Here is a 14,164-nt window from a genome sequence, read left to right on the forward strand (position 1 = left end):
AACTGAAGCGTCTTCGCGTGTAAATATTGTAATATCAGATATTTATTTTACCCAGTTCTGGCAAATCTTAACGCCTTCGGCTGCGTTCGTAGTAAATGCATCTGCACCGATTTGTCTGCTGGCTTCTTCTGTTACAGGGTTTCCGCCGATAATGATTTTGAGGCTGTCACGCACGCCGGCAGCTTTCAATTCATCTACCGTCTTTTTCATCGCTTCCAGGGCCAATGTCAGTACACCGCTCATCCCTACGATATCCGGCTGTACTTCTTTGACTTTTTCAATGAATGCACTCGGACTCTGGTCAATCCCCAAATCGAAGACTTCAAATCCAGCTGCTTCAGACATGCTTCTGAAAATGTTCTTGCCAATATCGTGCAAATCGCCTTCGACTGTTCCCATTACGATCTTGCCTACTTTAGCCGAATTGTCACTGCCGATTACCGGTTTCAGGATATCGATGGACTGGGTTAAGAGTTCACCGGCAAAGATCAAATCGCCTACAAAGTACTCACCGCTTTCAAATAGTTCGCCTACTTTTGCCATCCCCTGCTGGCAGGCAGCAACGACGGACTGAGCCTCTTCTTCGGTAGGTTTCGATGCAACGAAGTCATTCAGCATACCCATCAGTTTATCTTCGTCCAGGTCACCTACGGCATCTGTTAACACTTTCAAATCGATCATTTTCATTTCCTCCTTAAAAATTAATAAAGCGAAAAATTGTATCTGCTTAATGCTAATATCTCGTTTCTATAACTGAAATGATATCCTCAGGTAACTAAGAAATATAATGATAGTAAGTTTTTCTCTCTCTGATTAATCAATTGTACTGAAATCACGATTCAAATTAAGAGTTTAGAATATCTAAATTGCATGCTTTATTTATCTATATACTTGTTTGCACTCCCCCTGTCTGGTACGTATTCTCTGAATCAATGACTCCAGTTGCAACCGCATTTCGCCACCGTTGGTGTATATCTGTATCTACAAGCTGGCGAAAAAAATTATTAGTCTCGCGAAACTTGAACGAGTCTAATCTGATTTGGTATTTGCATTTTTCCTATACACTATACATTTTACCATTAGACCGGGAGTATTCACAATAGAAAAGGTGACCATTTTGACAAAAAAACGCCAAAATTTTCAGAATAATGCATCTCTCCGTTCGGTTTGCAGATCACTGAAAGATTACTACCTACCTCACACTAAAGCTGATCTATTCTGAACAATCTGCGGGCATTTTCACTGCTCAGACGGGCTACTTCCCCGACCTCCATTCCCCTGATTGCCGCAATTTTTGCCAACACCTCACGTATATAAGCAGGCTCATTTCGTTTACCGCGGTAGGGATCAGGAGTAAGATACGGACAATCCGTCTCAATCAAGAACCTGTCTTTTGGCACCTTTTCCGCAACTTCAGGGGCATGGCGGGCATTTTTGAAAGTAAGCGGCCCCGAAAAAGACAAATAAAAACCCATAGCCAAAAGTTCTTTTGCCATTTCCCAAGAGCCCGAATAAGAATGAAAAACACCGCCGGCCTCAGGAAGATTATTTTTAATCATTTGGAGAATATCCCCATGTGCATCCCGGTTATGGATGATCACCGGTAAACCAGCTTCATTGGCCAGTTTTAATTGATGAATAAACCACTTGCGCTGGTCATCCCGGGGAGAAATGTCCCTGTAATAATCCAAACCAATTTCTCCCCAGGCAACAACTTTCGGGTTCTGCGCCAATCTGAACAACGTCTCCCAGGTTTTATCCGTACAAGTTTCAACATCGTGCGGATGAATGCCTACTGCTGCATAAATAAATGGGTATTCTTCAGCCAGCCTCACCGAATCCTGGCTCGTCTTTTCGGTAGATCCGACGTTTACAATCGTCGTTACACCAGCTGCGGTAGCTCGGGCAATGGTCTCATCCCTGTCCGGGCTAAACTGGCTGTCCTCCAGATGCGCATGCGTATCCCAAATCATTTGACCTGAGCCCCTGTCGGAAGATCTTTCTGAACAGTAAGTACTTCCAGCTCTCCATCCTGCGACGCTGCCAGAATCATTCCCTGGGACATGATTCCGCGGAGCTTGGCAGGCTTAAGATTCGCAACCAGAATGACCTTTTTGCCGACAAGCGCTTCTGGGCTGTAATGCTGGGCAATACCAGATACAATCGTTCTACGCTCCCCACCCATTTCTACTTCCAGTTTTAACAGTTTGTCGGCTTTTTCTACTTTTTCTGCCTGCAGCACTTTAACAACCCTGAAATCCATTTTGGCAAACTCTTCAATGCTGATTTCTTCCTTAAGCGGAGCCATCTCCGCCATGTGCAGCGGATTTTCCGGCTGCGAAGAACTGACTTCTAGATTTACTTCTTGTTGATGGTCTGTATTCCCCTGCACCTGTGTGCCACACCTTTCTATTTCAGAATTGACCTGCTCAAGATATGCGGAGACATCGATTCTCGGGAAAATGGCTTCTCCCTTTCGGATGGCCGTACCCGGCTGAATAACATTCCAGCTGTCTGCCTGTTCCCAGTCCTTGAAGAAATCTGTATCTCCTAGGAGGGGTTTGATTTTTCTCGGTACTCCCGGCATAAAGGGGGCGCATAAAATGCCTAGGATCCTAATGCACTCCATAAATGTATAAAGCACCGTATCCAGCCTGTCCTGATTATCCTCACTTTTCGCCAGATTCCAGGGAGCTGTCTCATCGACATATTTATTGCACCTGCTGACAAACTGCCAGATGACCTCAAGCGCAGCCGCCGTATCACAGGCCAGCATTTTTTCTTCTGTCCCTTGTTTTACCGTGCTACTTAAATCTCTGATCTCCCTCTCCAGATCGGTATTTTCTCCGGGTTCTGGGACAATTCCATTCCGGTATTTTACGACCATGGCCAAGGTGCGAGACACAAAATTTCCAAGATCATTCGCCAGATTACTGTTTAATTTTTCGACCAGATCATCCTCTGAGAAAGTACCGTCCAACCCATACTGTAGTTCTCTTAACAGAAAATACCGAATGGGATCAGCGCCATATCTCTGAATCAATTGGAACGAATCCTGAACGTTTCCTCTTGACTTGGATATTTTTCCACCTTCTTTACTTAAGAACCATCCGTGGCCAAAAACCTTCTCGGGCAAAGGAAGATCAAGCGCCATCAAAATAATTGGCCAGATAATGGTATGGAAACGGACAATATCTTTGCCAACAAGATGAACACTGGCTGGCCAGTAAGTTTTGTATTTTTCGCCGTCAGGATAGCCCAACGCAGAGATATAGTTGATCAGGGCATCGAGCCAGACATAGACCACATGTTTCGGATCAAAAGGAACCTTGATGCCCCACTGGAAGGTCGTACGCGATACACAGAGATCTTCAAGCCCGCCTTCAATAAACCGGATCATTTCATTTCTTCTCGAAGCAGGCTGAATAAAATCGGGATGGTCCTGAATATATTGCAGCAGTCTGCCACTGTATTTGGACATCCTGAAAAAGTAACTTTCTTCTTTCAGAAGTTCCACATTTCTTCCACAATCCGGATTCGGACATTTTCCGTCAACAAGTTTGTTCTCTGTCCAGAAAGTTTCACAAGGTGTACAGTACCAACCTTCGTATTCGGATTTGTAAATATCGCCCTTTTCATAAAGCCTTGTAAATATTTGCTGTACGACTTTGGCATGCCGTTCTTCTGTTGTGCGGATAAAATCATCATTGGAAATGTCAAGCAGTCTCCAGAATTCCTTAAATTTATCGACGATTCCGTCAACATATGTAAGCGGATCCATTCCGGCATTTTCAGCAGTCCGTACAATTTTTTGCGCATTCTCATCCGTCCCGGTCAAAAAATAGACATCATCGCCCTTCATTCTTCGCAGACGGGCCATCGCATCGGCAGCAATAGTCGTGTACGCAGTGCCGATATGAGGACTGGAATTAGGATAATAAATAGGTGTGGTAATATAATATTTCACAGGAATAGACCTCCTTTTATTTACGGTAGACAATTCGTTATCATCAGTAGTTTCAATGTTTACTTTGTTTGTTATTCTCTTGATAAATATAGGAAACTTCAACAAATACTGTCAAGGCCAATAAATTTATTTCGACAAACAAAATGTTATAATTTAAAAAATTGATAAATACTATATATTTTTTCTGACGAAAAAGCGTTTTTAGAACTTTTCGCCTATTGACTTTTTCAGGCATGATTGGTAACATTAGGATGATATATGTCGAAACTTGTTGAGAAAGGGGATGAAAATTATGAAATCCACAGGAATTGTGAGAAAAGTTGATGAATTGGGTCGGGTCGTATTACCAATCGAACTTCGCAGAACATTAGGAATTGATGAAAGAGACGCTTTGGAAATATATGTTGACGAAGAAAAAATCATACTTAAAAAGTATGAGCCAGCTTGCGTCTTCTGTGGCAATGCTTCCAATGTTCAAGTATTCCGCGGGAAGAATGTGTGTCGTGAATGTGCCGCGGCAATGGGGGAAGCTGCTGCTTCAGAAAATAAAGCCGGTTGAAAATCTGACTTTCCGGACAGGAGGTAAATGGTTACTTCCTGTTTTTTTTGTTCGTTTTGTCACTTCTGTTCCAGAAAAGCCTTATAGATCATACTTTTACTCATACCATATTTTTTAGCAACCATTTTCATTGCTTCCTTGCGATCTCTGCCGCCTTTTTCAATTTCTCGAAGGTCCTCCATCCAGCGGGAAGGGTCTCCGGGATCAATGTTTTTTTCTGCAGGCGCTAGAATGATACAGCATTCACCTTTTACCGGTGCAAGCCGAAATTCCTGCAAGAGCTCACTTGTGAGACCCCGGTGTACCGTTTGGTGCAGTTTAGTCAGTTCCCTGGTTACCGCAGTCTGACGGTCCCCAAGAATCTCTAGAATGTCCTCCAGTGTTGCTTTGATCCGGTGTGGTGCCTCATAGAGAATAATGGTGTAAGGGATTTCGGTCATTTCTCTCAGAATTTTCTTACGCTCTGTTTTTGTTGAAGGTAAAAATCCCAGAAAGAGAAAATTCTCCGCCGGCATCCCCGACAGAACAAGTGCTGTTAAAGCGGCGTTGGCACCAGGTAAAACGTCAACACAGATTTTTTCTTCCTGACAGCAGGTGATAAGTATATGACCAGGATCAGATATCCCGGGCATTCCCGCATCAGAGACCAATGCACAGCTTTTTCCTTCTTTTAAGAAGTGAACAATCTCCTCGGCACGCGATTTCTCATTATGGTCATGATAACTTAAAAGAGGGGTCTTAATGTGATAATGATCGAGAAGTTTTTTTGTGTGCCTTGTATCTTCAGCAGCTATAAAATCGACTGCTTTCAGTGTTTCGAGCACCCGAAGCGTAATATCTCTTAAATTGCCGATTGGAGTGGCACAGACATACAAAATCCCTGTTTGCGGCATAATATCCTCCGGTCGTCAGTCTTTACGAAGAAAAGCATTGCAGAAAAGACAGCTTCCTTCGACAGGTTCGCCAAAATAAATATGGCAGACATGAAAACCTTCCTGATAGAGCTTTTCAAGGTTTTCCTGTGCTTCCTTTTGAATTTTGGCTGCATTTTTTTGTACTCTGACCGTATCTGCCTCTGAAACGGCACAAAGCTGCCTTTTCAGTTTGACATTTTCTTCTTCCAGATACTCAACATATTGCCTAAGGCTTTTAACTTCACTTAAAAGCCTTGAGATATTTTCTTCAACTTCAGTAATTGCCTGATATAGCTGGCCCAACTCTATTCCTCCGCTTCTTCGGCAACGAGTTTGCGCAATTCTTCCTGGCTCTCCTTATCATATGCCTCAGAGAAAATTTGATTCTCTTTGGGTCCCTTATTTAATGTGTTGTGGCATTCATAGCAACCATTCTCATATTTAAGACAGCACATCAACCTTCCACAAATACCGGAAATTTTTGTCGGGTTAAGCGAAAGATTCTGATCTTTGGCCATCCGGATCGATACCGGTTCGAAATCTCCCAGGAAAGAGCTGCAGCACAGCTCCCTGCCACAGGAACCAAGTCCGCCAAGCATTTTCGCCTCATCCCGCACCCCGATCTGTCGGAGTTCTATGCGAGTACGGAATACGGAGGCCAGATCTTTTACCAGCTCCCTGAAATCCACCCGGCCTTCGGCTGTAAAAGAAAAAATAATCTTATTGCCGTCAAAAGTATATTCTACATCAATCAGTTTCATCGGAAGCTGATGGGCATGAATTTTTTTGAGGCATATCTGAAAAGCCTCTTTTTCTTTCTTCTCATTGTTTTGATAGATTTCTTCATCTTCGGGTGTTGCTAAGCGCAGCACCTCTTTGAGTGGCGATACCACTTCCTCTTCAGAAATTTCTTTCAACGGAATGACCGCTTTACCGTATTCCATTCCCCGTACCGTCTCCACAATAACACCGTCGTTCGGCTTTATATTGAGACTGCCGGGGAGAAAATAATAAATCTTGCCGGCTTTCTTGAAACGAATACCAACAACTTTAGCCAATATCGGTTCCTCCCAATTTCAATTGTTTTAGGGCCAGTACTTCCAGTGCCAGCCTGTGATTAACCTGTCTGCGGACGGCTTCTGTCATTTGTGTAATTTCTTTGAGAACCTGAGGTGACTGCTGCCCTTTAACCACCATTTCTTTCAGGACAATAGCCAGGACCTGCAGTAGAAGCTGGCCTTCTTCTCTTTCCATCGGAAAAAGCGCAAACATTTTCAGGAAATCTTTTTTTTCAATAGCCTCCAGATAGTTTCCCGTCAGACTCTTGATCCTGTTCAGACCGTCTTCCTGGATTTTCCTTGCCAAATCTGGATCTCCGCCGCTAAGCCGAAAAGCATCCGTCCCCTCCAGCCAATTGCTTTCTACCGGTGAAGAAAAGTAGACTTCCTGAGCACGGCTCCTTAAGGTATTTATAACTCCCTCGGCATTTCCTGTACTTAAGACAATCAACGTATCATCCGGTGGCTCCTCGGCTAGTTTAAGCAGCGCATTCGCAGCAGGGAGTGTAAGCTTGTCTGCCTGGTCAATCAGACATATCCGGAATTTTCCTTCATAAGTCTTTCGATAAAGTTTTTCCTGTATCTGAAAAATCAGTTCGATGCCAATCGATGTTTTTTGAGGCCTGATAATATAAAAATCAGGGTGATTGCCGGATAACATTTTTCGGCAATCCGGACACTCCCTGCAGGGTTTATTTTCTTTTCTACAGTTTAACATGAGAGCAAGATCTCGAACAGCCCTTTCTCTTTCAATTGTTCCACTACCGTGAAATAAGAGAAAATGAGCCATTCTTCCTTCTAGCGCTGCTTTTGTTAATAATGTATAATTGATCCCCATGATTCTATCCACCTTAAATATTCACTGCGAGAATTTCTCCGCGTTCCAAACCATCCCATCCCTGCCAGTTATATCCCCGGGCCCTGTCCAGATATTCCAGCACAAAAGAGGTAATCTCCTCTCCTGCCGCAATAATCGGGATACCCGGTGGATAAATAGAAATTGTTTCTGCAGAAATCAAACCCAGGGCATCCTTTAGTTTTACTGATCTTTTCGCTGCCAGCCATGCCTCCCTCGGCGTCAAATGCATTGGAGGGATAAGCAGGGCAACGTCTGATCCGGCAGAATTCAGAGATTGATCCGTTCTACGCTCCTTTTGCTGTCCTGCCGGCGGACGGTACTTGTCCACCAGGTATTCCAGCGCCCTAGTCAAGTGACGTACATCCTCAGGCCTGCTACCTACGCCAAGCATAAAAAGGATATTTTCTTTGTCCCATAATTCAGGCTCAATCTGGAATACCTTTCTTAGAAAATCTACGGCTTCAAACGCAGTCAAGCCCAAACCCGAAACATTGATCAGAATTTTGGACCAATCAACATCATAAATGCCATATTTCCCGGAGTCCTTACCTGTAAGTATCCGAAAAGATTCCTCCAGTTTTTGGTGCAGCAGACATACTTCTACGTAAAGATCCTGCCATATTTGTGTCTGTGTTAATCCTTCAAGCGCGGTTTCCAGAGAAGCCATTAGAAGATAGCTCGGACTGGAAGTCTGCAGAAATTCCAATGATTTTTTGAGGGCCGTACGGTTAACTCTGCTGCCCTGTACATGGAGCATTCCGGCCTGAGTAAGCGCCGCGAGGGTTTTATGAGAACTATGGAGCACCAGGTCCGCTCCTTCGGCTACAGCGCCGGCAGGGAATAGTCCTCCCTGCAAATGGGAACCATGAGCCTGATCCACCAAGATCGGAATTAAGGGAGCATTCCTGTCCCTTTGCTTGATGATTGTTTTGAGATCTGTGACTGTTCCGTAATAACTTGGGCTCGTCAGATGCAATGCCCCGATTCCTGCCAAATTTCCGGAATATTCTGCCGCATTCATTCCTAGCGCCAGATGAAAATCCGGATGGATAATCGGAGCAATATATTCGGGAGAAATCCCCGACACGATCAAGGCACCAAAAACAGACCGATGCGCCCTGCGGTCAATTCGGACCTTTCTGTCTGTCCGTAGAATTCCGGCCATTAGTGCTGCAAACATCGCCTGATTGCCTGCAGTACCTCCGTTAATCAGAAAAAAGGTCTCTTCCGATCCATAAGCTTCCGCAGCTCTTTTCTGTGCTTCAGCAATAATCCCATGTGGATGGTGGAGCATATCCAACTCTGGAAGTTCCGTCAAATCATAATCCGGGAACATCATTCCAGACAGTAGTTCCTTACTTCCTTTATGACCAGGCGTATGAAACGAAACCATACGCTGCCCACAGTAGTCATCAAGTCCTTTTTTCAGTGAATCCACCGGGTTCCTCCCCACAATAGGTATCATTTTATTTTAGCATATTTCCGCTTGTATTTCACCTTTGTTTTAGCGATTTGACTGTCCACATATGTAATCCGCAGATTGTCCGTATAGGACTTTCCGTATAAGCAGTAAATTCTCCTGATACTTTGGAGTCCGTACATCCGCAGTCATAATTTGTTCTTCACAAGCTGAGCAAATAAACTTTCCGGCAAGACGAAACCCGTCATACAGACCATTTAAGGGAGTATTCCGGCACAGTGAACAACGTGGATAAATATTATGCATTTGAAATTCATTCCTTTCAGTTAACCAGAATACTTACTGTTCATAGTATATTCTTCCCTTAAAAAAGGGTTATTAGTACCTTTTGCCGGATATGGAAAACTAAAAAAGAAGCTGCTGCAGGCAAATGTTCAATCATCCGCCTGCAGCAGCTTGTGTCTGTTCTCCAATGTTGCAGTGTTAGTTCCAATCCTGATCATTCAGGCGTTTGTAAGATTTGTAGCGTTCTCCAGCAAATTTTTCGGCTCCTTTAAAGAGGTCTTCCGCCGTATCCGGGAAAGTACGAAGCAAGGAGCTGTATCTTACTTCAGACATGATAAAATCTCTGAAGGACGCCGATGGCTCTTTCGAATCGAGGGTAAATGGTTTTTCTCCTTTTTCGAAAAGATCCGGATTATAACGGTACAGATGCCAATACCCGGCTTCAACAGCTTTCTTGGCCTGTGTGACACTTGTCGCCATACCGGAACGAATGCCATGGTTGATACAGGGTGCATACGCAATAACCAGAGAAGGTCCTTTGTACGCCTCTGCCTCCTGAATGGCCTTTAAAGTCTGAGTCATATTGGATCCCAGAGCAACCTGGGCAACGTAAACGTAGCCGTAGCTCATGGCCATCATGCCAAGGTCCTTTTTGCGGATTTTCTTGCCGGCTGCAGCAAATTTAGCAATGGCAGCACGCGGTGTTGCCTTGGAAGCCTGACCGCCTGTATTCGAATAGACTTCTGTGTCCAGAACCAGAATATTCACATCATCGCCTGAAGCTAGGACATGATCCAGTCCGCCGTACCCAATATCATACGCCCAGCCGTCTCCGCCGATGATCCACTGTGATTTTTTGACCAAGTGATCTTTCTTCTCCCAAATCTTTTGCAGAAGTTCATTGGACTTCACATCGACGGAAGCAAAAGCGGCTAACACTTTTTTGGCAGCGGCCTTGGAGGTATCTCCATTATTCATATTCTCTATCCATTCCTGGAAAGCTGCTTTCATTTCCGCAGGAATATCCAGACTTAGGGCCTGCTTCATTTCGTCGGCCATTCTGCTGCGCATCTGCTGAACACCAAGATACATACCATACCCGTATTCAGCATTGTCTTCAAACAAGGAGTTGGCCCAGGTAGGCCCTTTACCTTCTTTGTTGGTGGTATATGGAATGGAAGGAGCACTGCCACCCCAGATCGACGTACAGCCTGTGGCATTAGCAACCATCATCCGGTCCCCAAACAGCTGGGTTAAGAGTTTTACATAGGCAGTCTCTCCGCAGCCGGGGCAAGCACCGCTGAATTCAAGCAGCGGTTTAATAAACTGGCTGTTTTTCACAGAATACTTATTGCTGATTTTGTTTTCTTTATCACTTAAAGTCACCGCATACTCCCAGAGAGGCGCCTGAATCGCGGTCATCTCTTCGACCTCTTTCATAACCAGCGCTTTTTCCTTTGCCGGACAAATATCCGCGCAGTTGCCGCAGCCTGTGCAGTCGAGTGGGCTGACCTGTATACGGTACTGGAGTCCAGCAAGATCTTTGCCGGCAGCCTTGACTGCAGCAAAAGCTTCTGGGGCCTGAGCCGCTTCCTGCTCATCCATCAGGAAAGGCCGAATGGCGCTATGCGGACATACATAAGAGCACTGGTTGCATTGCGTGCAGTTCTCTTTGATCCATTCAGGAATCGCAGTGCCAATCCCGCGTTTCTCGTAAGCTGAGGTACCTAAAGGGAACGTGCCATCTTCACGGCCTAAAAATGCACTTACTGGAAGTTTGTCGCCTTCCTGAGCGGCCATAACACGCGCAACATCTTTAATAAAAGTAGGATCGTTATCATTGCCAAGGAAAATGCCCTTCTTGGCATCGGCCTCAGCCCAAGATGCGGGAACTTCAACTTTGACAAGCGCGTCACATCCAGCGTCAATTGCTTTGTTGTTCATGTCAACAATTTCTTGTCCCTTTTTGCCATAGGCTTTGATAACCGAATCTTTCAAGTACTGAAGCGCATCCTCCAGCGGAATGACTTTGGCCAGCTTGAAGAAGGCCGACTGCATAATCATATTGATCCTGCTGCCGAGTCCAATTTCTCTGGCAATCTTGCCGGCGTCAATAATATAGAACTTGGCATTCTTGTCTGCAATGGCTTTTTTTAGCGCATCAGGAAGCTTTTCATCCAGTTCTTCGACCGGCCACTGACAGTTTAGTACGAACGTGCCGCCAGGTTTCAGTCCTTTCAGAAGATGATATTTATCCACATAGGACTGGTTATGGCAGGCAATGTAGTTCGCGGTATTGACAAGGTAAGGCGCTTTAATCGGGGTTTTGCCAAATCTCAGATGCGATACGGTCGTACCTCCTGATTTCTTGCTGTCATAGGCGAAATAAGCCTGCGCGTAGAGATTCGTGAAATCTCCGATAATTTTAATCGCCTGCTTATTAGCACCGACGGTTCCATCCGCACCAAGTCCCCAGAACTGGCAGCTAATGGTTCCTTCCGGGGTTGTATCAATAAATTGCTTCTCTTCTAAAGAAGTAAACGTAACATCGTCAATAATTCCAATGGTGAAACCATGCTTAGGGCTTTCTGCTTTCAGATTTTCAAATACGGCAAGAATTTGAGAAGGGGTGGTATCCTTTGAACCTAGACCATAGCGTCCACCGACAATGACCGGCTTTTCCGTCTGTTTGGAAAAAACATCCGCAACGTCAAGGTATAAAGGCTCGCCAAGGGAACCCGGCTCTTTAGTACGTTCCAATACAGCTATTTTCTTGACTGTCTTGGGCAAAGCTGCAATAAAGTGTTCCGCGGAAAAAGGCCTGAACAGACGAACCCTTAGTACACCTACTTTTTCGCCCTTGGCTGCGAGGTAATCAATCGTTTCACTGATCGTATCTCCGACAGAACCCATAACAATAATAACCCGCTCAGCATCCGGAGCTCCATAATACTGAAAAAGCTTATATTCACGCCCTGTAAGATCCTTGTATTTTTGCATATATTCTTCGACAATCCCAGGGACCGCCTGATAAAAACGATTACTGGCTTCGCGGGCCTGAAAGTAGATATCGGGATTCTGGGCGGTCCCTCTGAGACAGGGATGTTCAGGATTCAAGGCATTGTCTCTAAACTGTTTCAATGCTTCCCAATCAAGCAATGTTCCTACTTCTTCATACTCCGGTACGTTGATCTTGGAAATTTCATGAGAAGTCCTGAAGCCGTCAAAGAAATGAAGGAACGGCACTCTGGCTTTTATGGCAGAGAGGTGAGCGATGTAAGCAAGATCCATGGCTTCCTGTACACTTCCGGAACTTAACATCGCAAAGCCGGTCATCCGGACAGACATGACATCCTGATGATCGCCAAAGATGGACAAGGCATGTGCCGCAAGTGCTCTGGCACTGACATGAAAGACACCGGGCAGCTGCTCACCGGAGACTTTATACATATTAGGAATCATCAGAAGCAGCCCTTGAGAAGCCGTATACGTCGTAGTAAGGACTCCAGCCTGCAGCGAACCATGAAAAGCACCGGCGGCTCCGCCTTCTGATTGCATCTCAACTACCTTCATCGGTTGGCCAAAAATATTTTTGCGGCCATACGCAGCCCATTCATCAACAAGCTCTGCCATGTCGGATGAAGGGGTAATCGGGAAAATAGTAGCTACTTCGGAAAACGCATATGAAGCATGCGCAGCAGCTTCGTTCCCTGACATTGTTTTCATTTTCGACATTTGTTTCTCCTCCTCGATCTTCTTGTTTGTTTTTCTTTCGTTAGAGATAACCCCTATCCGACGGACTAAATAAAAGAAACTAAAAAAATAACATTAACGGATTGAAAATGTTGCTTCGGCCAGTAGTATGCGATTGGGTAAACTACCTGGATTAGGCTACAAATACAGGGAACTATTATTTTATGATAGTCCCCTGCCATTTTAGTATACTTTTTATTTCTTCCATTCGTCAAGCTTCATTTTCTTGCAAAAGAGCTTATTTTAAAAAAATACTGTATTCAATCTGACAATTTATATTCCTATTAATTGCAGAACAGCAAGCACAATTACCCCAGGAAATCCAAGTATCGCAACAACACTCACGGTAAAGATATTAATCGGGATCTCAAATGAAAAAATGCTTAACATCAAGTCCACGATCCATAAACCGACAATTCCGCCAAGGATGTGAATGAAGAGCTTAATCAGTTTATTGGGCTTTCTTAATGAGGCTACGGTGACTAATATTAATAGAACAATAAATAACCCTAAAAAAACGAACGTCATGACAATGATTCCTCCCGCCGTATATCCTGTTATCAGGCTATGCCGACAGTGGACAAGATAGAACCAAAATATAGAAGGGAGTGTCCCAAATTCAGATACTCCCACAATAATCAATACAATCTAAAAAATACGGACTAACATCAAAATTACAGCTGACGCCTGCCTTCGAGTGCTCGGGCGATAGTGACTTCATCCGCGTATTCCAAATCTCCGCCTACCGGCAGGCCATGCGCGATCCTCGTCACTATAATCTCGAGGGGTTTTAGGAGCTTCGAAATATACAATGAGGTGGCTTCGCCTTCAACCGTTGGATTCACTGCCAGTACAACTTCCCGGACCTCTCCCAGCCGATGAAATAACGAAGATAGATTAAGCTGCTCCGGCCCGATCCCTTCCATTGGCGACAGTACGCCGTGTAAAACATGATAAAGCCCTTTATATTCGCCGGTCTTCTCTAGAGCAATCACATCACGGGGCTGTTCTACGACACAAAGAAGCGTTCTGTCTCTGCGCTCCCCTGAGCAAATTTTACATGGATCAATATCGGTATAATTCCCGCAAACCGTGCATTGTTTGATATCCTGTAACGCTTTCGTCACTGCCTGCGCTAGATCACCGGCTTGGTCCGGATGCCTCAAAAGATAAAAAGCAAGACGCCCTGCAGTCTTCGGCCCAACCCCAGGCAAGCGGGAAAATGCCGTAATCAAATCGGATACTGGCTGAGGGTAATATAGATAATCCATAAAATGTGTACTCCCCAGAATTTTTCTAATCGCTTGTCAACCCTAAACTGATTAGATTTAGCGTTAAATGATATCTGT

At 44.7% G+C, this 14,164-nt stretch carries 12 protein-coding genes; 1 reads left to right on the top strand and 11 read right to left on the bottom strand.

The features are described 5' to 3' along the window. Positions 1-42: 42 nt before the first annotated feature. The 3 genes from A7K50_RS07300 to metG all read right to left on the bottom strand — a co-directional run bounded on the left by A7K50_RS07300 (position 43) and on the right by metG (position 3,967). The gene (locus tag A7K50_RS07300) at positions 43-681 is read right to left on the bottom strand and encodes a cobalamin-dependent protein (protein WP_119775261.1); all 639 of its coding nucleotides are present in this window, start codon (positions 679-681) and stop codon (positions 43-45) included. 521 nt (positions 682-1,202) lie between these two features. After that, positions 1,203-1,973, bottom strand: a complete 771-nt coding sequence (locus A7K50_RS07305; protein WP_119775263.1) for a TatD family hydrolase — start codon at positions 1,971-1,973, stop codon at positions 1,203-1,205. Continuing rightward, complete coding sequence (metG, locus tag A7K50_RS07310; protein ID WP_119775264.1) at positions 1,970-3,967, bottom strand: methionine--tRNA ligase; 1,998 nt, start codon at positions 3,965-3,967, stop codon at positions 1,970-1,972. The genes A7K50_RS07305 and metG overlap by 4 nt, the downstream gene beginning before the upstream one ends. 292 nt (positions 3,968-4,259) lie before the next feature. Here metG and A7K50_RS07315 point away from each other — a divergent pair, with 292 nt between their 5' ends. Next, complete coding sequence (locus tag A7K50_RS07315) at positions 4,260-4,526, top strand: AbrB/MazE/SpoVT family DNA-binding domain-containing protein (RefSeq protein ID WP_015042289.1); 267 nt, start codon at positions 4,260-4,262, stop codon at positions 4,524-4,526. Positions 4,527-4,585: 59 nt separating this feature from the next. Here A7K50_RS07315 and rsmI read toward each other — a convergent pair whose 3' ends face one another. The 8 genes from rsmI to recR form a co-directional block, all read right to left on the bottom strand. Then, positions 4,586-5,419 (bottom strand): 16S rRNA (cytidine(1402)-2'-O)-methyltransferase, encoded by an 834-nt coding sequence (rsmI, locus tag A7K50_RS07320; RefSeq protein ID WP_119775266.1) that lies wholly within the window; start codon positions 5,417-5,419, stop codon positions 4,586-4,588. 15 nt (positions 5,420-5,434) lie between these two features. After that, on the bottom strand, positions 5,435-5,743 hold the full coding sequence (locus A7K50_RS07325) for an initiation control protein YabA (protein WP_083916788.1): 309 nt from the start codon (positions 5,741-5,743) through the stop codon (positions 5,435-5,437). 2 nt (positions 5,744-5,745) lie between these two features. Beyond that, a complete protein-coding gene (locus A7K50_RS07330) occupies positions 5,746-6,498 on the bottom strand; it encodes a stage 0 sporulation family protein (RefSeq protein ID WP_119775267.1) in 753 nt (250 codons plus the stop codon). Continuing rightward, positions 6,491-7,336 (bottom strand): DNA polymerase III subunit delta', encoded by an 846-nt coding sequence (locus tag A7K50_RS07335; protein WP_119775269.1) that lies wholly within the window; start codon positions 7,334-7,336, stop codon positions 6,491-6,493. Before A7K50_RS07335 ends, A7K50_RS07330 begins: the two co-directional genes overlap by 8 nt. Before the next feature lie 13 nt (positions 7,337-7,349). Then, positions 7,350-8,795 (bottom strand): amino acid decarboxylase, encoded by a 1,446-nt coding sequence (locus A7K50_RS07340; protein ID WP_119775270.1) that lies wholly within the window; start codon positions 8,793-8,795, stop codon positions 7,350-7,352. A 465-nt stretch (positions 8,796-9,260) separates the two neighbouring features. After that, positions 9,261-12,797, bottom strand: a complete 3,537-nt coding sequence (nifJ, locus tag A7K50_RS07350; protein WP_119775272.1) for a pyruvate:ferredoxin (flavodoxin) oxidoreductase — start codon at positions 12,795-12,797, stop codon at positions 9,261-9,263. Positions 12,798-13,088: 291 nt separating this feature from the next. Further along, complete coding sequence (locus tag A7K50_RS07355; protein WP_020492310.1) at positions 13,089-13,343, bottom strand: pro-sigmaK processing inhibitor BofA family protein; 255 nt, start codon at positions 13,341-13,343, stop codon at positions 13,089-13,091. 146 nt (positions 13,344-13,489) lie between these two features. Further along, positions 13,490-14,086, bottom strand: a complete 597-nt coding sequence (gene recR / locus A7K50_RS07360; RefSeq protein ID WP_026156472.1) for a recombination mediator RecR — start codon at positions 14,084-14,086, stop codon at positions 13,490-13,492. Positions 14,087-14,164 lie beyond the last annotated feature (78 nt).

Source organism: Dehalobacter sp. MCB1, from assembly GCF_003590275.1.
Classification (GTDB): Bacteria; Bacillota; Desulfitobacteriia; order Desulfitobacteriales; family Syntrophobotulaceae; genus Dehalobacter.

Bases quoted from the DNA above. Each gene is read 5' to 3' on its own strand.
- A7K50_RS07300 (WP_119775261.1), bottom strand. From the start codon at position 681: ATGATCGATTTGAAAGTGTTAACAGATGCCGTAGGTGACCTGGACGAA.
- A7K50_RS07315 (WP_015042289.1), top strand. From the start codon at position 4,260: ATGAAATCCACAGGAATTGTGAGAAAAGTTGATGAATTGGGTCGGGTC.
- A7K50_RS07355 (WP_020492310.1), bottom strand. From the start codon at position 13,343: ATGACGTTCGTTTTTTTAGGGTTATTTATTGTTCTATTAATATTAGTC.
- rsmI (WP_119775266.1), bottom strand. From the start codon at position 5,419: ATGCCGCAAACAGGGATTTTGTATGTCTGTGCCACTCCAATCGGCAAT.
- nifJ (WP_119775272.1), bottom strand. From the start codon at position 12,797: ATGTCGAAAATGAAAACAATGTCAGGGAACGAAGCTGCTGCGCATGCT.
- recR (WP_026156472.1), bottom strand. From the start codon at position 14,086: ATGGATTATCTATATTACCCTCAGCCAGTATCCGATTTGATTACGGCA.
- A7K50_RS07305 (WP_119775263.1), bottom strand. From the start codon at position 1,973: ATGATTTGGGATACGCATGCGCATCTGGAGGACAGCCAGTTTAGCCCG.
- A7K50_RS07335 (WP_119775269.1), bottom strand. From the start codon at position 7,336: ATGGGGATCAATTATACATTATTAACAAAAGCAGCGCTAGAAGGAAGA.